This window comes from Bacillus sp. SRB3LM (assembly GCF_015712745.1).
GTDB lineage: Bacteria > Bacillota > Bacilli > Bacillales > Bacillaceae_G > Bacillus_A > Bacillus_A thuringiensis_K.
In genome coordinates, this window is record NZ_VWVQ01000017.1 from 1 (window position 1) to 22450 (window position 22450).

Sequence of the window (22450 nt, forward strand, 5' to 3'; positions counted from 1 at the left end):
TTAATGCTGTTAATACTACCGCTCCACTTGCTGATCCTACGAAGTCACCTTTTGTTACTTGTAATACTTGCTCTTTCATATCTTTCATTCTCCTTTTTTTATAAGTTATCTATATGTAATTTCTAAGAAATGTTTATTTCATAGTTTTTATGTTAACGTTACATTAAATTTGATAACGTAATGTTTGTAACATTAATGTAACATAACTATTATTACGTTGCAATATAATTACGTAAAATTTATTACACTTTTTTTACGTTTTTTTATAACAACCCTCAAAAACCTTTATTTAATGCGTTTTTCACTAAGTCCACGTTTGTAACATTCGCGTAACATTACAGTCATAAAGTGAAATGTATCCATATTCCTCTCTATTTTTGTTACAAATTGTTTATTTAGTGCCACTAAACCTATCTAATCTTTACTTACTTTTAATATGAGATAAAATACCGTCTTTCCAAGATAAGTTTATATGTTTCCTCTATATAACTATGTATAATAAAAACAAAGAGGTGGTCATTTTGAAATTAATCGCATTAGATATGGATGGTACACTACTATCATCTAATCTTGAAATCTCCAAAGAAAACCTACAAGCAATCCAAACTGCACAAGAAGCCGGTCATATTGTAATGATCTGTTCTGGTCGTGCGAAAGAGGATGCTTTAAAACTATTGGAAGAATATAAATTATCTCTTCCAGTCGGAGCAAGCAATGGGGCAATTGTTTATGTGGATGGAAAAGTAATTAACTCGCGTTGTTTACAAAACGATAAAGTATACAAGCTTGCAAAATTACTAGAATCTGAAGGTTTTCCTTATAAGCTATATACGAATAAAGGAGTTTATTCTCCATATACATGGCAAGATCAAGTCATGCAAGCTTTCGAAGAGAACAAGCATGCATTAGATGTTACACTTGAGGAGCTTGAGAGAATTACAGAAAAACAAAAGAAATCAAACTTAATTACTGATTTCCAAAAAATTGAAGATGTTGTAAATAATCCAGAATTAGAAATATCTAAATTCTTCATTTTGACATTTAATGCAACGCATCGTGCACAGCTATTAAGTATGTTACAAGAAGACACTGATATTTCGGTTACAGCATCAGCTCCTACTAATGTAGAAATTATGGATAAGCTTGGTCATAAAGGAAACGGTCTACAAGAAATGGCTGCTTATTTCAATATACCAATTGAAGATACTATTGCAATCGGGGACAACTTTAATGATGTGCCAATGTTACAAGTAGCTGGCTTATCAGTTGCGATGGGAAATGCTGAAGAAGATGTAAAAAAACTATGTGATGTTGTAACATTAACAAACAATGAACATGGTGTTGCTCACGCAATTGAGCAATTTGTATTGAAACAAACTTCATCTAGTAAATAAAAGAAAAGGACTCTTTCCATTTGAAAGGGTCCTTTTCTTTTATACGTGATGACAAGCAACAAAATGCTCCTCACCAACATTACGGAATTCTGGTACTGTTTTTTTACAAACATCCGTTGCAAATGGGCAACGTGTATGAAAACGACAGCCCGAAGGTGGATTTGCTGGACTTGGAATATCCCCTTCTAGTATAATTCGCTCTCGCTTCACTGTTGGATCTGGTATTGGAACAGCTGATAACAATGCTTTCGTATAAGGATGTAGCGGATTGGTAAATAACTCATCACGCGGTGCTGTCTCCACAATCGTACCTAAATACATAATTCCGATTTTCGTACATAAATGTTCTACTACACTTAAATCATGCGAAATGAATAAATAAGATAATCCCTTTTTCTCTTGTAACTCACTAAATAAATTAATAATTTGTGCTTGGATAGATACATCTAGTGCCGCCACAGGTTCATCAGCTACAATAAATTCCGGATTTAATACCATAGCTCTTGCGATTACGATACGCTGACGTTGTCCACCAGAAAACTCATGGGGATACCGGTCAATATGATAAGGAGCTAACCCACATAACTCCAATACTTCAATTACCTTTTCACGAACATTTTCTTTCGTCGCTAATCCGTGGGCCAACATTGGCTCTCCAAGCGCTTCTCCAATTCTCATTCTCGGATTTAATGAGCTAAATGGATCTTGGAAAACGAGCTGCATATTAGGGCGATGTTTTCTTAATTCATCCTTGGATAAAGAATGAACATCTTTCCCTTTAAACTTCACTTCTCCCTCCGTTTTTTGAACGAGGCGTAAAATTGTTTTTCCTATTGTTGTTTTTCCGCTCCCTGATTCGCCAACGAGACCAAACACTTCACCTTTATTAATAGTAAAACTTACTCCATCAACCGCTTTTACATGCCCAATTGTTCTACTAAATACGCCACCCTTGATTGGAAAATATGTCTTTAGATTTTTCACCTCTAATAATGGTTCACTCATTGTTCCGCACGCTCCTCATATAGCCAGCAAGCTACTTTATGATTTTCATCATTTACATTTAGATTTGGGGCTTCTTTTTCACATATTTCCATACAATGCTCACAACGCCCACTAAAGTAGCAAAACTCACCTAAACCAACTAAATTCGGAACTTGCCCTGGAATAGAATATAGTTTATCTATTCGTTTTCCCATTACTGGTTTTGATTTCAATAATCCTTTCGTATAAGGATGTTTTGGATTTTGGAATATCTCTAGTACTGGGGCTTCTTCAATAACTTTCCCGCCATACATAACGACAACATAATCAGCCATTTCTGCTACGACACCTAAGTCATGTGTAATTAATAAAATCGACGTTTTAAATTCTTCTTTCACTTGTCTTAGTAGATCCAATATTTGAGCCTGAATGGTAACATCAAGAGCTGTTGTTGGTTCATCCGCAATTAATAACTTAGGATTACAACTAAGTGCAACAGCAATCATAATACGTTGTAACATCCCACCGCTCAGTTCATGCGGATAAGAATGGACGATTTCATCAGCGCGGGCTATGCCAACTTTACGAATTAACTCAATTGCCTTCTTATATGCTTCATTTTTACTAAGTAATTCATGCTCCCTTAACGTTTCTACAATTTGCTCACCTACAGTGAAGACGGGGTTTAGCGATGTCATCGGTTCTTGGAAAATCATCGCAATATCATTACCTCGTAAACTACGAAGTTCTTTCTCTTTCATTCCTAAAAGACTTTTTCCTTCATATAAAATGTCTCCACCTACTACACTGCCTGATTCAGCAATAAGTCCCATAATAGATAACGCCGTTACACTTTTTCCGCAACCAGATTCACCTACAACACAAACAGTTTCACCTTCTCGAACAGAAAAACTAACATGATTCACAGCTTTTACTGTCCCTTCTTCTGTCTGAAAGTGTGTTTGTAAATCTTTCAGCTCTACTACCGCTTTACTCATATCTCCTCACCTACCGTCTCATCTTTGGATCTAATGCATCACGAAGTGCATCACCAAGTAAATTAATTGATACAACTGTTATAAAGATTGCAAAACCAGGCGGAATCCATAACCATGGACGCTTTTGGAAATCGATTAATGAGTTAGCTGCGCTAATCATGTTCCCCCATGATGGTGTAGGTGGAACGACTCCGAGACCTAAGTAACTTAGTGCGGATTCTCCCAAAATAGAACCTGCAACACCTAATGTAGATACGACAATTAAAATGGGTAAAACATTAGGTATTAAGTGATATATAATTTTCCGGTAATCTTTTATTCCTAACACATCCGCAGCTTGCATAAATGCTTGCTCCCTAAGTGATAAAATTTGCCCTCTTACAAGGCGTGCAAGCCCTGGCCAACCTACTAAACTTAAAATAATCATAATGACATACAAACGATAATCAGACGGTACTTTCCACTCTGATAAAATCGCACCCATTATAATAAGTAACGGTAATCCTGGCATCGACATTAAAATATCTGCAAGTCGCATAATAATATTGTCCACAATACCACGATAAAAACCTGCAATCGCTCCTAATAAAGCTCCAAGTATAACCGATAAAACCATTGAAGCTAAACCAATGGTTAATGAAATACGTCCCGCTTGCATAAGCCTTGTTAAAATATCTCTTCCTAATTGATCTGTACCAAGCCAATGAGAAAAACTAGGTGGTTTGTTAATGAGCGCAACTTGTATTTTTCCTGATGCATATGGAGAAAAGAACGGACCGATAAAACAAAATAAAAACATAAAAATTAATGCATAAAACCCTACAAGTGCCATCTTATTTTTCTTTATCTTTTTAAAAGCTTGTCGCCATGGTGATGATTCATTTCTTCTCTTTTTTTCTGTAATTACTGTAACAGTCTCCATTTCTTTCCCCCCTTACTTCAACCGAATTCTTGGATCAACAACTGCATATACGATATCTGCTAAAAAGTTTGAAACGATTGTTAAACAAGAAAGAAACATCGTAAATGCCATCAATACTGTATAGTCACGGAAATTTAATGCTTCTAATTGAATATTACCAATCCCTGGCCAGTTAAAAATTTGTTCAATAATAATTGCCCCAGAAAACAATCCAGGTAATTCAAATGCTAATAACGTAATTGCCGGTAAAATTGCATTTTTTAATGCATGCTTATAAATAACCGTCTTCTCCTTCAAACCTTTCGCTCTTGCTGTTCGTATGTAATCTTGTCTTACAACCTCTAACATACTTGTTCTAAAATAACGAGTTAGCGAGCCGACCCCAAGAAGTGTCAAAATAAATACTGGTAAAATCATATGTTTTGCAACTTCTATCACGTAAGCAAATCCTGTTGAATTACTGCCAACATCAATCATTCCACCTATCGGTAATAACTTAAAGTCAACCGCAAACACCTTAATTAAAAACAAACCGATAAAGAATGAAGGAAATGACATTGCTGCAAAAACACCGATTGTTACAAGTTTATCGAATAAAGAATGTTGCTTCGTCGCCGAGAATACACCGATAATAAGTGCAATTAGCCAAATAAAAAACAATGCAATAATTGCTACACTAAAAGAATTCCAAATAAATTTATTTAATAATGATGTTACAGGTTCTTGATATTGAAGCGAAAAACCAAAGTCTCCTTGTAACGCATTACCTAGCCAGTGAAAATAGCGTTCAACAATTGGCTTATTTAATCCGTACAATTCCCGAAGCTCTTCCGCCCTTTGCGGTGTAATCTTAGGATTCGAATCAATATAATCCCCCGGAAGAAGTGCGAACAGGAAGAAGATAATAATTGATGTTCCAAACAGTGTAGGAATCATTTGTAGCAACCTACGAACAATATATGTTTTCACCCTTTTTCTCTCCAATCTTATGCTTAAAATAGAAGAACATTTTTTCGAATCAGCACATTACTAGCCGAATGAAAAAATGCCTCCTACTTATACATTCTTCTTATTATTTTTCAATAGATAATACTGGTGAATTAGAACTAATACTGTCGTACTTCTCAGGATCAATCCCTTTAATGTTTCCATTGTAAGCTGTGATGATTCTGCGATAATTTAATAAAATTACTGGTGGATCATCACTTAGTTCTTTATATAATTCTTTATAAATTGGTTTACGTTTCTCAATATCGACTGTACCAATACCTTTTTTAATTAATTCATCTACTTTTTCATTCTTATATCCTAAACTATTACCATCACCTTCAGAAAGATAGCTACTAACCGGTTCACTTGGATCAGTAGTAATCGGTGTAGATACTGAGGCCAAATCATAATCTCCTTTATTTACCTTCGAAAGCATTGTATTAAAATCCATAAACTCTGGATTAAAATCAACACCTAATTCTTTATAATTTTCTTTTGCTATCGGAATAAATAAATCGCCATCTTTTGCTGAACTTGCACCATAATATGTTAGTTTAAGTTTTTGACCATCTTTTTCACGAATTCCATCTGAACCAGCTTTCCATCCTGCCTCATCTAGTAACTTCTTCGCCTTATCTAAATTATATTCATACTTATTGATGCCCTCTTCTGTATACGCCCAAGATGTTGGATGAATTGGAACGTTAGCTACTGTACCGTATCCTTTAAGCGCTGTATCTACATATTTTTTGCGATCTAATCCATAAATAAGAGCTTGACGAACTTTCTTATCTTTTAAATACGGTTTCTTACTATTCATTCTTATATAACTAAATGATGCTGCTGTCTCTATTTCAACATTTGCAAACTGCAAACTCTTCACCTGTTCTAAAATTTCATCCCCATACCCAACTCCTGTATAATCTATCTCACCCGTTTGGAATAATTGGAATTTTGTATCTGGTGATGTAATTTTATAAATAAAGTTTTTGATTTTCGGTTTACCTGCATAATAATTTTCATTTGCTGTAAAACGAACTTCCTGTCCTGGAATATATTTTTCAAACTTATATGGTCCCGCAGCTATCGGTTTCCCATATAACTCTTTTAAATAGTCTAAACTAGTATTTTGTTTATACTCTTTTCCATAATAAGCTTTCGATAATACTGGACCACCTAAAGCAATTAGTGCTTGTGAGTTAACTTTTTCGGTCGTAATTTTAATTGTTTGTGGATCAACAACTTGAATTCCTTCAATAGATGTCACTTTTCCTTCTTTATATTCCTTTCCACCTTTAATCGCATATTGTGAAATATCATCGCCGCCTTCATACGCTTTATCATGTAGAAGTGATAATGTAAATGCTACATCGTCTGCAGTTAATGGCGACCCATCACTAAACTTTAAGTCTTTACGTAAGTGAAATGTATACGTTAATTGGTCTGAAGAAACATCCCATTTCTCAGCAAGATCTGGTATCGGTTTTCCTTGTTTATCTGTTGTAACAAGAGAAGCAAAGATAACTGATGTCACATTGCCATCCCAACCATTCTCTTGAAAGTAAGGCAAGAAAACTCCTCCAGGTTTTGAGATACCAGAAATAAAGGTATCTTTTCTATTCTTCGCCTTATCAGGTTCTTTCGTCTTATCTGTCGCAGCGATCTTTTCAATTTTTATATTTTTTAAATCCTGCTGTTTAACCGGTTCTGTAGAAGCCGTATCCTCCTGTCCCCCACAAGCAGATAACACAAGCGAACTACTCAGTAATACCGAAAATACACCAGCCCATTTTTTTGTCTTTTTCTTCATTGTCCCCACCCTAACTTTTTAATAGTTATACCCTTTGAACTTATTACCTTATGTATGCCTCCCACAGCACATTTATAGCCAATCGGAAAAGTCGGTTTTAATCGTAAAAAAATAGATGTTTTTGAGGGGTAACAATCCTATTCCGACCTTTCCGGTAGACTTTATGGTTATTAGCTTATATCGTCCGTTATATTTTGTCAATTCTTTCTAAATAAATATTTTGAGAATTTTTTAAAAATTATCGTTCTATCTTTAATTTAGGTAAACTTAACAAGATACCGTTATAGTTATCTTCTTGCAATCCTTGAATGCGCGCATGATGTGCAGACACAACCTTGCTATTATTTAAGAAGATTACAGGCGGATCTTCACTCAACTCCTGGTACAACTTTTTATAAATTTCTTTTCGTTTTTCAATATCTAATGTTTCTAGTGCCTGCTTCGCTAATTCATCTACTTTCGGATTATGGTATCCATCATAGTTTCGTTTACTTTTCGAAACAAACTCTTCAATCGCTCTCTTTTATTTCGTATAAAAAAATTTAAAATTCACTTCTATTCGTTCCTTATGAAACATAGAATACTAATAACCAATTACCAAAAAGGGGGCGAAAACATGGACAACCTATTCCAATACGTCCTGCACTATGTATTATTAACAATTATGATAGTTGGGGCGCTATTACTATTCCCATTCTTCCCAAAGTTCGTCCTCTTTTTAGCTTTTTTTATTATGCTCGGGGTCGCTATTATCATTTCAACAAGGGAAGATACGACACAAAAAGAAAACAGAGTTCAGCGCGTAAAGCTGTAACTCTGTTTTTTTTCAGTCGTAACGTATTCTTGTTAAACTAATTATGAAAAAGACTCCTGCAAATAAAATGAGTATACCAATATATCCTCCTATATCTGCCAATGTACCTCCCCTTACAATTAACTCCGTAAAGCCACGCATCGCCCAAGTTTGCGGAACAAAATTTGCTGCCGTCTGCATCCATGCTGGTTCAATTTCAATTGGCCAATACAGGCCACCAATCATGCATGTTGAAATCACAACGATATTACCTAATGCAGACTGTTGTTCTGTTGTTTTCACGATACTTGCTAATAATAAGGCTAGACCAATGACAGCTAATAATAATACGGAAACGAGTATAATAACCCCTAACAAATTTCCCCACTGCACATTAAATAAGGAATGCGTTAATATCATTAGAACACCAAATTGAATCCATCCTATTAAGAAGAATGAAAGGATATATCCCGTTAGTATTTGAACTTTTGAAACTGGTGCTTCTAATAAACGAGACCAAACACCAATTTGTCTAGCTTTCAAAATAGTCCCCGTCGCACTTAACATAACAATCATAACGAATAGAATTGAAAATCCCGCTGCTCGCCCTGTAACGTTATTTAACTTTTGATCATCATGTGAAATTGACTCTTTTTGAATCGAAGCAGGTTCTACTTTTGTATAGATTTCTTTATACATAGGTTCCCACGAAGCGTTACTTTTCTTCTCAAAATCTCTCGCTGCACTAACTTCTATCTCCATTTTTTTTAATGCACTTGCCAATACTTGCTCTACAGAAGTTCCACCAGTAAAATCAGCACTAGCTTGAAACTGAATATTTTCTACCCTTCCATCTAACATATTCTTTTGAAAGTCTTTCGGAATAAGAACTATGCCGGATGATTTTTTGTTTTCAATCTTCTGTTTGCCTTCCTTATACGTTACCTTCTCTATAGAAATTAAGTCACTTTTCTTTATGTCCTCGTAATACTTGTTAGATAATACAGAACCATCTTCATCTACTAAGCTAACATTTACTTTCTTATTCCCACTTCCACCTAAAAGTCCGCCGAAAATGAGTGTAAAAATAATAGGCATTCCAAACATAAGTATATAACTTTGTGGTTTTATTAAAATTTGTTTTAACTCTAGCCAACAAAGTGCCCAAACTTTCTTCATCATTTCTCCCTCCTATCTCGTATGTAAACGTAATGTTCCTATCATAACGGAGACAATTCCTGCACCACATAAACTAAAAATAACAGGGAGTAACACATCCCAAGATGTTCCCGACATAATATTTAAAAAGCTTGTAAGTGCCCATTTATTCGGAGCAACATTCGCAATGGTCTGGAGTGTATCAGGGAATACGTAAATTGGTAACATCGATCCTCCTAATATAGCCAGTATTTGAATACCAATTCCTCCCATTACATCTGCCGTTTTTTCCTCGCGAATAAAAGCGGCAATTAACATAGATAAACCCGAAACACAAATTGCATAAGACATTCCCACCGCTACTATTTGAGATAAGTCTCCGCCCCATTCCACATGAAACATAAAGTGTGTAGCAACTATAAATATCCCAAATTGTATACAAGCAAATAATAATGTACCTAAAAACTTCCCGAATAAAATTGAAAATGAGCTCGTCGGTGTACTGAACAAACGCGCCAACGTCTCAGTTCGTTGCTCTGTTACAACTGACTTTGCACCTACTGTTATGTTATATAGTAAAAACATGACTAACATCGCTGCGGCATAATATTGCATCGCTGCAACTGTTTTTTTACCTATCGTTCCTTTTTCAATGTTATCTGCACCCGAAGTTGCTACTGTTTGTAAATCCCCACTTACTTCTTTTGCAACTTGTTCCACATTACTATGCTGAGAATTTGCTAATTCCGTCACAACACTTTTAGTAGATACCGCAATTGTTTGAACACGCTCTGAAAAAGAGCGGACCATTGATTCAGCGATTTTCGCTTGTATATCTTTTGATGGGTCTATAAACACCTTTGGTTCTTTTAATTTTCCATCTTGTACTTGTTCGCTCCATTTATTCGGGATGACGATTCCCACATCGATTTTCTTTTCCTTTAACATATCTTCAAGCTCTTCCTGAGAATTAACTATCTTTACTTTCACATCATCTTTTAATTCTTTAGATTGCAATACGTCTTTTTGAAAGACATCTGCAAACTCATCATTTCCTACTTGATAATAGCCAATCACTGTTTTGGGTAGTCCACCATTATCAAATATATTACTTAACGCTGAACCTAAAATCGCTGTTAATAAAAGCGGCATAATTAACATCATCATAAATCCGCGCCGATCAATTAAACGTATTTTTAAATCTTTCCATGCAATAATAAAACTTTTCATCTCGCACTAACCTCCTTAATCACGAAGTGAACGTCCTGTTAATTGTAAAAAGAGTGCCTCTAAATTCGGTTCTTGCACTTCAAGCTTTAAAATTTGAGCGTTGTTCTCCACAACTACTGACACAACTGTACCAATGGACTCGCCACCATTTAGCCCAATATCAATCGTACTATTATCTTCATCAAAAATAATTCGTTCAACAACAGATAGTGCTTTCAACTTTTGTAGCAGTTCCGTACTATAACGATTTAATTGCAATCTCACTATAAACCCATCCGCCAGGCGATTACATAGCTCCCTTTTCGTTCCTAATGCAATTACCTTTCCATGATCAACAATTGCAATTCTTTCACATAAATACTCTACTTCTTCCATGTAATGACTCGTATAAATAACTGTCATCCCTTTTTCATTTAACTTTTTAACAGTCTCTAAAATATGGTTTCTCGATTGCGGATCAATCCCAACTGTCGGTTCATCCATAATTAACAACTCTGGCCCATGCATAAGTGCTGCACCAATATTAATACGCCTTTTCATTCCACCTGAAAATGTTTCAATTTTATCTTTTCCACGGTCCTGTAAACCGACGTAAGCTAATACTTCCTCCGCTCGTTCTTTTGCAATTTTTCCATTTAAACCGTACATTTTCCCCCAAAAAACCAAATTTTCCTTCGCTGAAAGTGTTGGATAGAGCGCAATGTCTTGTGGAACAATACCAATTTTCTTTTTCGCCTCTAATGGATATTCTTTTACAGATTTCCCACCAACTTTTATATCACCACTGTCGTATGAAATTAACCCGCAAATCATTGATATCGTCGTTGATTTTCCCGCTCCATTTGGACCAAGCAATCCAAATGTTTCCCCTTTCTTCACCTCAAAAGAAACATTCTTTATGATTTCCTTCTTACCAAATGATTTCGTAATATGATCTATGACTAACATACTGATTCAGCCCCTTTGCATTCATCTACACTTTCATTGTAGAAAAATTTCTTCTTCTCTCCATCATCCTTGAGATAGAAATACAAAATAAAAAAGCAGCAAATTCTGCTGCTTTTTCACACTTATATATGCCAAAAGTCATGTGTACATCGTGATGCCATACCTTACTGCGTATATGGCTGCTTGCGTTCGATCTCTCAGTTCTAACTTACTAATTAAATTAGAAACATGATTCTTAACAGTTCCCTCTGTAATAAATAACTTTTCCGCAATCTCTTTATTATTTAACCCAAGTCCAATTTCCCTTAAAACATCTACTTCTCGCTCAGTTAATTGCGCTAATTGTTCTGGTGTGGTGCACTCTACTGCTACTTTTGTCTTTTTTAATTCTTTTATGATTTGCGCTGTTATATCCTGAGGAAGCACAGCCCCTCCACTATGCACCGTTAAAATTGCTTGAGCGATTGCATCTGTCTCCATGTCCTTCAATAAATAACCGCTTGCTCCTTGCTCCAATGCTTCAAAGATAAGCTCACTATCACTAAAAGTCGTCAACATAAGTACCTTTATATGAGGGAACTGTTCTCTAACTAAACGTGTTCCTTCAACACCATTCATACGGGGCATCCGAATATCCATCAAAATAATTTCAGGATGTAACTCTTTCACCTTTTGTATCACTTCGTCTCCATCTGTAGCAGTTCCCACTACTTCAAGTTCCTGACGTAAATTTAATAACATCGCTAAGCCATCACGAATGAGTGATTGATCATCAACAATCATAATCCGAATCATACAGTTCCCCCTATTAACCACGTTTTCTCCTGAAGTGGAAATTCAATCTGTAACCGAAAGCCTTTTTCTATCTCACTCTCAAATTGAATAGTTCCACCATGTTCCTCTACTCGTTCTCTCATATTAAGTAAACCAAAACCTGGGCTTACCTCGTTAACTCCCACGCCATTATCCAAAATACATAGTTTAACTTGTTTCGCCGAACAAGTTAAACTCACTTCACATAAACTCGCCTTGCCATGCCGCTTTGCATTTGTTAAAGACTCTTGCATAACCCGGAGCAGTGTAGGTTGTAGTGACAGCGGAATCACAACCGGATCTCCTTGTAATTGAAACGATACTTGTACTTTCGTCGCTTTAGAATATCCATGTAACATTTCACGCATATTCTCTATTATGTTCCCTAGTTTAACTTCTTCTTTTAAGGCATGTACAGACGCTCTCACCTCTTGAAGTGATTTCCTGGCTAGCCCATGACATGTATGTAAAACCTCTTCCGTAGCGTCCGACTTTTGTTTCCACAAAGCCTCTGCCAGTTGTAATTGGACAAGTAAGGCTGTCATATTATGACCGACAGTATCATGAATTTCTCGGGCAATATCATTTCGCTCTCGAACGGCTGTCAATTCTTCTACCTCTTTGGCATATAGACGTAATTGTTCATGCGCTTCTTTTAGAGCTGTATGAGACAATGTCAATTCCTCATATTGCTCATCTACCATTTTCCGAGCAGCTGTAAGTTTTTTTATTAAACTTCCAGCTAAAGCACTAAAAACGATGAACATAAAATTAATGGCATTACTCTCCAATTCTAAACTACCTGTATGTTGATACGCATGTAATATATTTATAAACCAACAAAGAAAGAAAAAAGTAATAAAAAAGTACGTCATGCTTCTACGAAACTCATGAATAAATAGCCCTACTGCATCAATTCCAAATATAATTAAATATAAACATGTCTCGGGAAATAAAAAACCTAATAAAGCTGTGACTATCCCATTTGCTAATAGTGTATAAAAAACAAGTTTTTTACCTCCATTCACTTTTACTAGCAAAATATGATTCACAATATAAATAAAAAGTGCTGTACCTACAAAAAATTGCAAATGTGCTGTTTCACGTGAAACATGGTTTGCATAAACAAAACAAATCATGACGATTGTAACAATTCGCGCGTATCCTAACATAAAATTCTCCTCACATTTTAATAACCTAAAGTGCATCTCTTCATTATGATGACAAGAAAATTATACCAATTACTTCTCTTTCCTTACACACAAAAAAAAGCAAGCCCCCCTCAAAACATGAGAAAACAACTTGCTCTTTCATTCTAATCTCTTTACTCCACAATATTCTCTAACTCATTATATAACTCCGCTCGTAACAACTCTTTCTTCGTTTTTTCCTCATATAATTTTTCAAGTCTTTCAACATCAGCTACATGTTCCATTTCACATTCTATTGCATATATATCTTCTTCTACATGCATTAACTCATTTTCAATCTCTTCAAGATTCCTAGCTTCTTTCTCTTTTACAAGAACCGTTTCAACACTTTTTCTCCCTTGGCGTTTCTGCTTTATTACTTGCTTCTCAAGCTTTTCCTCCCACTTTTGACGAGCCCATGCATAGTTTCCTGCAAACTCAAATAATTGGCATCCATCAATCCAGTACGTCTTTTCAAATAACTTATTTAAAAAATAACGATCGTGTGAAACAGCTAAAATCGTCCCATTATATTGCTCAAGGGCTTCCTCTAAAACTTCCCTTGATTCAATATCAAGATGGTTTGTCGGCTCATCTAAAATTAGAAAATTGATGTCTTGATACATAAGTTGCGCAAGTCTTAACCTCATTCTTTCTCCACCGCTCAGTTGCGTTACTTTCTTAAACACCGCTGGACCATAAAATAAAAACTTAGCTAATATATGTCTCGCTTCTCCCTCTGTTACAGCTACATATTCTCTAAAAGCCTCTAATACATTACTCTTCATATTTCCGTACGCATGCTGGGATAAATAACCGATTTTCACACTACTACCAATTCGAATTTCTCCCGCGTCTGGTTCTATTTCTTCTAATAATAATTTTAGTAGCGTTGTCTTTCCTGTACCATTACGACCAACGATGGCCGCACGCTCTTGAAAACGAACATGTAAATTCACTTCGTTAAATAAGGGGTGGTCAGCAAATCCCTTACTCACTTCTTTCATTACAACAACATCTTTCCCACTTCTCTCTTGCCCTTCAAACTGAAGTCCCATTTGTTTTCGTTCTAAAATAGGTTTTTTTAGTTTCTCCATCCGTTCCAGTGCACGTTCCATACTTCTTGCTCTCTTATGCAATCCTTCATTCGGAGGATTCGCTTGATTTGCCCATTCACGTAGGCGCTTAATTGCTTCTTTCATTTTCTTTATTTTCTTTTGCTGCTCTTGATAAGCTTGAAACTCTTGAAGTAATCTTTCTTCCTTCTCCTCGACGAACTGAGAATAATTCGTATGGTACACGTGAATCTCTCCATCTTCCAAATCAAAAATTTTCGTTACAACTTCATCAAGGAAATAGCGATCGTGTGAAATAACCATAACTGTTCCAATATATTCTTTTAAAAATTTCTCTAACCATTCAACTGCAAACAAATCTAAATGATTTGTTGGTTCATCTAATAGAAGTAAATCTGGTTTCTGCAATAACATATATGCAAGGCTAACTTTCGTCTGTTCTCCTCCACTTAATTCCGTAAATACTCTTGGAAATAAGTCTGTTACTTGTAAGCCATTTGCTACCTTCATTATATTTGCCTCTATTTCATAACCACCGAGAAATGCAAATTTTTCTTGAATTATTCCGTACCTCTCCATTAGCTTTTGCAATGAAGATTGTTCCTGCTCCTCCGCCATATTTTTTTCTAGAGCATGCATTTCTTTTTCTAATTCCTTTTCTACTTTAAAAGCGGAACTCAATACATCATATACATTCATGACCTCATCAAACTTCGGAATTTGTGCGACATGACCAATACGTGTACCTTTCTTCATATGGATGGCTCCTGCATCCAAACTCTCCCTTCCCGTTAGAAGTCCAAAGATTGTTGTCTTCCCACTACCGTTACGACCAACTAACCCAACACGTTCACCATTCTTTATTTCAAGCGATATATTTTCAAATATGATGTTTCCACCAAAAGATTTCATTACATTATTTACACTACAAATAGTCATTTTCCGTACTCCTTTCAATATAAAAAACCATGAGAAAGAAACATTCCCCATGGTTTTCGGCATAGAAAAAGGAAGCCAAATAGCTCCCTTTTCACACGTTTATTAAAAATGGGTGAAGAGATTTCTATCGTTCAATAGTCACTATGCAATTGTTAAAAAAGGGCATACGTATCCCGTTAACAACTACATCATGAAAAATCGCACGACAAAAATAAATAAAATCTAAAAATTTGGCACGCGCAGCTAAAGAACGTTTCATCTCATTCACCCCTTTCGTACGGAATTTAATACTTACTTCTTTATTATACTTTCCAATTTCATGTTTGAACAGTCATTTTTCTGAAAATAATGAAGATAGACTAAACATTTCAATAAGTGACATCAAATCTTACAAAACTGTTATGTTCACGTAATGGAAAGCGATAGTACGAAAAGATGCCTCCCTATACAATAAAGATGTAAACAAGCGAGACAAACAAAAGGAGGAAACAAACATGATGAAAGAAATCGTAAAAGCAATCTTTGAGGTATTAGTGAACGGACAAGCAGTTGTAAACGAACTAAATGAACTATAAAAAGGAGTGAAGAAATATGATGAACATGGTGAAAATGATTTTACACGCTTTAGTCGATGCAAAAGCAGTTAGCCAAGAATTAAACCAACAATAAAAAGGGGTATATGAATATGAAGAAAGCCATTATTATAATTGCAAGCACAGCAATTACCTTATACACAATAAAAAAGAGAAAAAAGAAAAATAATGAAAATGTTCTATATTATCCATACACGCTATTAGAGAAAAAATAAAAGACAAGGTACCCTATCGTAATGAGGATATCTTGTCTTTTATTTTTCCCCTATTCCTTTAGAGGATTTCCTTCTCCTTTTCCCGAATGTATTAAGCGGGATTTTTACACATATTTTAAAGGGGCATATATACAAATGGATACACAACAACTATATTTTTTAAACGATATCGGTAAACAAAAACCAGAAAGTATTCGGAATAGAAGCGCTGCATGTCCATTTTGCGATAAAGAACAATTAACGGATATTTTAGCAACTGATGGTTCTATTATTTGGTTAAAAAATAAATTTCCTACATTACAAGATACATTTCAAACAGTGTTAATCGAAACCGATAATTGCGAAGATCATATCGCAACATATACCGAAGGACATATGAGAAAATTAATGCAATTTTCTATTCAACATTGGTTACACTTACAGAAGAACGAAGAGTTCGCATCTGTGATTTTATATAAAAATCACGGTCCATTTTCAGGTGGCAGTTTGCATCATGCACACATGCAAATTATCGGAATGAAATATGTAGATTATCTTGAAAATATTGAAGAAGAAAATTTCCAAGGGTTAATTATTCAAAAAAATGAATGCATTGAGCTTAATATTTCAGAGCGTCCCATTATTGGCTTCACTGAATTCAATATAATCATTGATAATATTTTATATATAGATGAAATGGCAAATTACATTCAGCAAACTGTACGTTACATACTGACAGATTTCCATAAAGGATGCAGTAGTTATAACTTATTCTTCTATTACTTAAATGGAAAAATCATTTGTAAAGTTGTACCTAGATTTGTCGTTTCACCATTGTATGTAGGATATAAAATACCGCAAGTTTCTACAAAACTAGAAGAGGTGAAAATACAACTCACGCAGTATTTCACGAAAGAAAAGGATGAAATTATTCATAAAAAAACAGAGTAGGTATAGAAAACCTACTCTTTAATTACACCTTTATTTCGATAGTACACATCTTCTAATCCGATGTTATACTTCATGTTATTATCCGTCCACTCTGGCCCTAAATTCCCTGGCCATCCAGATGTATTCGCTATATATTTCAGTAATGCAAAATCAGTCAAACCTTTTTGCACCCCACGCTTATATCCTTTCATTAAATGCGGCATTGCAATTTGCGCATTTGTACGTGGATCTTTCAGCTCATCATCAGTTAAATATTCTGGTGCAAGCCCGCCGCCGCGGTGTAGTTGAAACAATCCGAATGAAGTTCCATTATCTCCAACACTCCTTGGATTTAATCGACTTTCATGCTCGGCAATTGCAAGAGGTATCCATTCTGGAAGATTTACTTTCTTCGCTTCCTCTATAATGATTTGTTTCATCTGTTTTGCTTCTTCTGAATCAACATAGCTTGTTCCATTCACTAGCTTATCCATTCCTTCAGACTTTCCTTGGAAATATAAATATACTCCAAGAACAACTAAAAATCCTACAAAGAATTTCTTCACTACCTCTACCTCTTTCTCCGCTGAAATTTGTCCCCTTTCAGCCTTCCCTTTACAATTACCTACATTCTATTACTCTTTTATCATAGCAAATAACTATACATATTATCATCATGCTTTAGACCGATTTTGTGAAAAAACAGCTGGTAAATACGTGCAAAAATGTAACTTTCATAGACTATAACGCATTTATTGTATATAATTGTAAACTGAACTCTACATATAGAATAGGAGCATACAAAATGAAAAAATGCCTAACACTCTTGTTCAGCATTTTACTACTCATCCCTACCTACACCTCTGCACAAACATCATCAAAACCAAAAGTACTTGTTTTGTATAGTACACAAGACGATAAAGTTTCAAATAACGTCCAAATACTTAATACTCAATTAGGACATTTTACAAATGATATAACCGTAAAAAGCTTAAAAGAAGCAACTTCAATTAATAACGTATCCTCCTATACACATATTGTTTATATCGGTGAAACAAAAGAAGTGTTTTCCGATGAAACGAAACAATTTCTAGAAAACTTCTCCGGCCCTGTATTAGTATTAGGACAAAATGTTGAACAATTATCTAAGCGTTTTTCTTTCATTACATTGAAGAGTGATGATATACGAGTTAATAAAATTGAATATCCAGACAAGAAGCTAAAAAATACTTTAGAAGCGGAACGATTAATTCAATCATTTGATACGAATGGAACTGTGCTTGCTAGCGCCTTAAGCTCAAATAACACTAACCCACTAATCGTTCAGCATGAAACATCTTATTACGCTGCAACGCCAAATCTCTTTGACTGGATGTCTCATTACGTCGGTGAAATGTTATTTTCTTACTTCGGAAAAGAGCCAACGACAAATAAAGTAGAAGCTTATTTACGTCTTGAGGACGTTCATCCGGCCGCAGATATAAATCAATTAAAAGAAATTGCTGAATTACTAAAAGGGAAAAAAATTCCTTATATGATTACGGTCATCCCTGTATATAAAGATCCAAATACGGGAAAGACAATACATCTAAAAGATAAACCCGAACTAGTCGATCTTTTACGCTATATGCAAAATGATGGGGCAGCAATTATTTTGCATGGTTATACTCACCAATTTTATGACAGTGAAACCGGTGAAGGGTTTGAATTTTGGGACGTAAAGACAGATCAACCAATTCGCCAACCGAAACATGAAAAACCGAAGACAAAAGATGACTTTCCAAATATAGAGGCATATAACCAATATGTAAAAAAAGGGGAAGAGTTTGAGGAAAAATATACGAAAGATCATATCGAAAAAGGAATTCAAGAACTTGTAGCTGCTAAACTATATCCTGTTGCCTTTGAAGCACCTCATTACACGATGTCTCAAAAAGGATATGAAATATTATCAAGATACTTTTCAACTTATGTAGGACAACTACAGTTAAATGATACAACTTGGAAATCCATGCACTCACCATATTATACAAGTACTCCGTCATTTTTACATGGAATGAAAATATTGCCTGAAACAGTCGGATTTATTGAAGAAAATAAACCACAAACTATTGCTAAAATGAAAGAACGTGCTCTATCTGTTTCTAAATTATCCGATGGAGTTATTGGAGCATTCTATCATCCTTACTTAGGTGTGAAACCATTAAAAGAAGTGTTAAAGGACCTAGAAAGTATTCCAAATATAGAATGGATTGATTTACAAAAGGAAAAGAATGAAGTAAAAATGAAAGATATTCATATTACGACGAATAAAGACGGCATTCACGTTGAAAAACCAACCAGTGCGAATGACATAATTGATTATATAAAGCAATATGGCATCTTCCTTATACTAGGGTTCGTTATCATTGTCTTTCTTTTATTATTAAAACGTGCGAAAAAATTAGAATCCTAATACAAAACCACCGAGCGGAACGCTTGGTGGTTTTTTGTCCTATATCAAACCGTGGCATTTTATTAAATAAATTCAACTTTTACTTTTTCCGTTACATGATTAAAACTATAATTCTCCTATCCTTTCAAATAAAATCGACTTGTATTTTCATATATTGTTTCTGCGACCTTATCAATAGATATGTTTTTTATAACACTAATTTCCTTTAATACCTCTCGAATCATTCTTGGATGCGTTATAACATCCTCTTGAAATTCCCACGGTCCATCTGTTTCTACCATCATATATTCAAGTGGATAATACGAAACGATTTTTCTAATCTTCTCCTTATGTAAAACATCCGGTGTAATCGAAATATAATAACCATTCTTCATCATCCGTTTCATTGTTTCATCACTTCCTTTAAACCAATGGAAATGTGCACGTGAAACTTTATATTTCTCTAGCAAATCACATACAATGTCAGCATCTTCATAAACTGCATGTAATATAATCGGCAAATTATACTTACTAGCTAGTTCTATAAATTTTTTCAATACAACTATGTATGGATTTACAGCAATTCTTTCATCTTCTTTCCTCAAATAATAGGGCAAACCTACTTCACCAATCGCAACAATTTCCTCTGCGTTCTGTTCAATAAGTTTATAAATCTGTTCACACTCTTCTTTATGAATCTGTTGCTCTGGATGAAACCCTATCGCTGGATATATAAAAGGATAGTTCTTCGCTAAAGATAACGTTTCCTTACAAGATTGATAATTCATAGATACTGCAATAAGCCCCTTTATTTCATTACTATTTTCCACCTCTTTCAGTAATCTGTTCTTCTCTTCATCCTTATATTGATCAACATGTATATGACTATCAATCCATTTCATCTTTATGCCCCCATAAAAAAAACAAGAAAGGACTTCCTTTCTTGTTTTATCATCTATATTATTTAACAATTAAGTTTGTTATGATATCAAATAATCCAATACACACTACGGCAACAGTAAAGTAGCTACAGAAATCTTTAATTGGTAACTTCACTACTTCTTCTTTACGCATCCCATTTTTCTCCCTTCTTACTAGATCCCTAATTATTTTTCTATCTGTATCTATTATGCAAAAAATATGACAAATTTACTATCGAATTAACTTACGTAAACCTTACAATGTTGTAAGGTTTAAAAAAGGATCCTCATCTTTATTCAGATGAGGATTATTAAAAATTAGTTGGTTTTTCATTCTTCATTACAAACAGAAAGTAATACATTGAGACTTTCTAGTTACACTATATGAAAATTACTATCTTTTAACTATCGAATTACATTACAGAAGGCTTACATGTTTGTAAGTTATGTGTAATGTAATTCGATAGTTCTCCTTACTTATATTTCGTACAATAAAGTTAGAAAGTAAGCCAAATAAGAAGAACAATCACATAACCAAATTACATTGCTAGTAGCTACTCTTCTTATACCTTTCACCTATGCTACTACAATGTACCCCCTTCCCTTTTATATAATAAAAAAAGCCTTAGTCCATATTGAAGTGACCCCCGAAAGTTAGACAGGTCGTTTCATTAGGCAGCCTCTAGGGTATGAGCCCGGTATTGTACTGGGCTCATACCCTTTAATTTTGCCTTAATTCTTTTATGATTATAGTATTCTATATACTTTGCTAACTCTTGTTTGAAATGTGTTATACTTTCAAATTCTTTTCGATACAGAAATTCCGATTTCATGATACCGAAGAAATTTTCAATAACGGCATTGTCATAACAGTTTCCTTTGCGAGACATACTTTGAGTTATGCCACAATTCTTAAGAGAATGACGGTATTGTTTCATTTGATAGTGCCAACCTTGATCAGAGTGAATGAGGAGTTTATCCGGATCGGTTACACAATAAAGGGCTTGGTCCAACATCGTTGAAACAAGGGAATAGGTCGGTCTTGAACCAATTGTATACGTGATAATTTCACCATTAAATAAATCCAACATTGGTGATAGGTATAACTTCTCCCCAAATAACTTAAACTCCGTAATATCTGTAACCCACTTTTCATTTGGTTTTTCAGCTTGGAAGTTGCGATTTAAAATATTTGGTGCAATTTTCCCAACTGTCCCTTTGTAAGAGCGATATTTTTTCATACGAACCAGACATTTTAACCCTAATTCTTTCATAAGACGATACACTTTTTTATGATTTACTTTGTGTCCACGATTCATAAGTTCATCACGAATACGACGATAACCATAACACCCATCGTGTTCATTATAAATAGCTTGAATCAGTTCTTTTACCTCCGCATTTGGATCAGGACGATTAAAATGTTTCATCCAGTAATAGTACGTACTACGTGGAATGTTTGCGAGTTGAAGTAACTCCTTGATAGGAAATTCATGCCTTAACTCGTAGATTACTTGCGCTTTGTCTTGTTTGGTGATTTTTCTTTGTTTTGAACTAAGGCATTCAACTTTTTTAAATATGAATTTTCCATACGTAAACGCTCATTTTCCGCTTGTAAGGCTTCGATTGATCCTTCATCTACTGGTTTTATTTTTTTATCTTTCATGGTTGGACGCCCCTTTTTCTTTGATTGTAGGGCATCCAATCCTCCTGTTTCATAAGCTATTTTCCATTTCCGAAGTGTTTCATAAGACGGTATATTGAAAAGTGCCGCTGTTTCTCTGATAGATGTCCCGTGTTCATTCATATAATAAAGTACATCTAGTTTATACTGGGCTGGGTAGAATGTATAGCACTTTTCAAAGGCCTTTTCACCTGAAGACTCATATCGTCTAATCCACTCACGAAGTACGCTAGGGTTAACTCCTATAGATTTAGCAATTGTTTTTCCACTTTCTGTACCATCTAAATATCGTTTCACCGCTTGGATTTTTTCTTTTGAAGAAAATTTAGCCATAAAAAATGCACCTCCAATTGTTAGACTGTGTCTAACAATTGGGGTGCACTTCAATTAGCAGCAAGGCTCTTTTCTCTCTTCAATATGCTAGCCTTTTGAATAAAAACTAGTAATAAA

The 22450-nt window shown here is 34.9% G+C and carries 21 protein-coding genes and 1 pseudogene; 5 read left to right on the top strand and 17 right to left on the bottom strand.

Features of this window, described 5'->3' with window-relative positions:
• A partial coding sequence (locus tag F3I02_RS10935; RefSeq protein WP_088094816.1) for a DUF3948 family protein occupies positions 1-88 on the bottom strand: 88 nt, incomplete at its 3' end.
• 433 nt (positions 89-521) lie between these two features.
• On the opposite strand from F3I02_RS10935, the gene F3I02_RS10940 reads away from it, so the two are divergent.
• The gene (locus F3I02_RS10940) at positions 522-1394 is read left to right on the top strand and encodes a Cof-type HAD-IIB family hydrolase (protein ID WP_000766427.1); all 873 of its coding nucleotides are present in this window, start codon (positions 522-524) and stop codon (positions 1392-1394) included.
• A 39-nt stretch (positions 1395-1433) separates the two neighbouring features.
• Here F3I02_RS10940 and F3I02_RS10945 read toward each other — a convergent pair whose 3' ends face one another.
• The 6 genes and pseudogenes from F3I02_RS10945 to F3I02_RS10970 all read right to left on the bottom strand — a co-directional run.
• Entirely contained in the window at positions 1434-2399 is a 966-nt protein-coding gene (locus tag F3I02_RS10945; RefSeq protein ID WP_001294520.1) for an ABC transporter ATP-binding protein, read from the bottom strand.
• Positions 2396-3376, bottom strand: a complete 981-nt coding sequence (locus F3I02_RS10950; protein WP_000030789.1) for an ABC transporter ATP-binding protein — start codon at positions 3374-3376, stop codon at positions 2396-2398. The genes F3I02_RS10945 and F3I02_RS10950 overlap by 4 nt, the downstream gene beginning before the upstream one ends.
• Before the next feature lie 10 nt (positions 3377-3386).
• Complete coding sequence (gene opp4C / locus F3I02_RS10955; RefSeq protein WP_196477992.1) at positions 3387-4298, bottom strand: oligopeptide ABC transporter permease; 912 nt, start codon at positions 4296-4298, stop codon at positions 3387-3389.
• Between the two features lie 12 nt (positions 4299-4310).
• Positions 4311-5267 carry an ABC transporter permease gene (locus F3I02_RS10960; protein WP_196477993.1) on the bottom strand — a complete coding sequence of 319 codons (957 nt, stop codon included), beginning with the start codon at positions 5265-5267 and terminating at the stop codon, positions 4311-4313.
• 103 nt (positions 5268-5370) lie between these two features.
• A complete protein-coding gene (locus F3I02_RS10965) occupies positions 5371-7098 on the bottom strand; it encodes an ABC transporter substrate-binding protein (RefSeq protein WP_000730679.1) in 1728 nt (575 codons plus the stop codon).
• 238 nt (positions 7099-7336) lie between these two features.
• A pseudogene (locus F3I02_RS10970) lies at positions 7337-7612 on the bottom strand (ABC transporter substrate-binding protein); the annotation flags it as partial.
• Between the two features lie 102 nt (positions 7613-7714).
• On the opposite strand from F3I02_RS10970, the gene F3I02_RS10975 reads away from it, so the two are divergent.
• Positions 7715-7912, top strand: a complete 198-nt coding sequence (locus F3I02_RS10975; protein ID WP_000369261.1) for a hypothetical protein — start codon at positions 7715-7717, stop codon at positions 7910-7912.
• Between the two features lie 12 nt (positions 7913-7924).
• On the opposite strand, the gene F3I02_RS10980 is transcribed toward F3I02_RS10975, so the two are convergent.
• The 7 genes from F3I02_RS10980 to F3I02_RS33875 all read right to left on the bottom strand — a co-directional run bounded on the left by F3I02_RS10980 (position 7925) and on the right by F3I02_RS33875 (position 15504).
• Positions 7925-9070 carry an ABC transporter permease gene (locus F3I02_RS10980; protein ID WP_078419351.1) on the bottom strand — a complete coding sequence of 382 codons (1146 nt, stop codon included), beginning with the start codon at positions 9068-9070 and terminating at the stop codon, positions 7925-7927.
• 12 nt (positions 9071-9082) lie between these two features.
• Positions 9083-10279: an ABC transporter permease gene (locus F3I02_RS10985; protein ID WP_000834533.1), complete on the bottom strand. Its 1197-nt coding sequence runs from the start codon at positions 10277-10279 to the stop codon at positions 9083-9085.
• Between the two features lie 15 nt (positions 10280-10294).
• Complete coding sequence (locus F3I02_RS10990) at positions 10295-11227, bottom strand: ABC transporter ATP-binding protein (RefSeq protein WP_078419352.1); 933 nt, start codon at positions 11225-11227, stop codon at positions 10295-10297.
• A 138-nt stretch (positions 11228-11365) separates the two neighbouring features.
• Entirely contained in the window at positions 11366-12022 is a 657-nt protein-coding gene (locus F3I02_RS10995) for a response regulator (protein ID WP_000619343.1), read from the bottom strand.
• Complete coding sequence (locus F3I02_RS11000; RefSeq protein WP_196477994.1) at positions 12019-13212, bottom strand: sensor histidine kinase; 1194 nt, start codon at positions 13210-13212, stop codon at positions 12019-12021. The genes F3I02_RS10995 and F3I02_RS11000 overlap by 4 nt, the downstream gene beginning before the upstream one ends.
• A 152-nt stretch (positions 13213-13364) precedes the next feature.
• Entirely contained in the window at positions 13365-15296 is a 1932-nt protein-coding gene (gene abc-f / locus F3I02_RS11005) for a ribosomal protection-like ABC-F family protein (RefSeq protein WP_196478046.1), read from the bottom strand.
• Between the two features lie 73 nt (positions 15297-15369).
• Positions 15370-15504 carry an RAxF-45 family protein gene (locus F3I02_RS33875; protein ID WP_000830643.1) on the bottom strand — a complete coding sequence of 45 codons (135 nt, stop codon included), beginning with the start codon at positions 15502-15504 and terminating at the stop codon, positions 15370-15372.
• Between the two features lie 420 nt (positions 15505-15924).
• Between F3I02_RS33875 and F3I02_RS11010 the strand changes: the two genes are divergently transcribed.
• Together F3I02_RS11010 and F3I02_RS11015 are read left to right on the top strand one after the other, a co-directional pair.
• Positions 15925-16053, top strand: a complete 129-nt coding sequence (locus tag F3I02_RS11010; protein WP_002023099.1) for a hypothetical protein — start codon at positions 15925-15927, stop codon at positions 16051-16053.
• 135 nt (positions 16054-16188) lie between these two features.
• Positions 16189-16983 carry a DUF4931 domain-containing protein gene (locus F3I02_RS11015; protein ID WP_196477995.1) on the top strand — a complete coding sequence of 265 codons (795 nt, stop codon included), beginning with the start codon at positions 16189-16191 and terminating at the stop codon, positions 16981-16983.
• Positions 16984-16994: 11 nt separating this feature from the next.
• Here the strand turns inward: F3I02_RS11015 and F3I02_RS11020 are convergent, their stop codons facing one another.
• Complete coding sequence (locus tag F3I02_RS11020; protein WP_131251509.1) at positions 16995-17528, bottom strand: transglycosylase SLT domain-containing protein; 534 nt, start codon at positions 17526-17528, stop codon at positions 16995-16997.
• Between the two features lie 239 nt (positions 17529-17767).
• Between F3I02_RS11020 and F3I02_RS11025 the strand changes: the two genes are divergently transcribed.
• Positions 17768-19417: a DUF2334 domain-containing protein gene (locus F3I02_RS11025; protein ID WP_196477996.1), complete on the top strand. Its 1650-nt coding sequence runs from the start codon at positions 17768-17770 to the stop codon at positions 19415-19417.
• 116 nt (positions 19418-19533) lie between these two features.
• Here the strand turns inward: F3I02_RS11025 and F3I02_RS11030 are convergent, their stop codons facing one another.
• Both F3I02_RS11030 and F3I02_RS11035 read right to left on the bottom strand, forming a co-directional pair.
• On the bottom strand, positions 19534-20298 hold the full coding sequence (locus F3I02_RS11030; RefSeq protein WP_000871068.1) for a TatD family hydrolase: 765 nt from the start codon (positions 20296-20298) through the stop codon (positions 19534-19536).
• Positions 20299-20987: 689 nt separating this feature from the next.
• A protein-coding gene (locus F3I02_RS11035; RefSeq protein ID WP_085960089.1) for an IS3-like element ISBth10 family transposase occupies positions 20988-22333 on the bottom strand; the annotation gives its coding sequence in 2 pieces (ribosomal slippage) (positions 20988-21892 and positions 21892-22333; 1347 coding nt in all).
• Positions 22334-22450 lie beyond the last annotated feature (117 nt).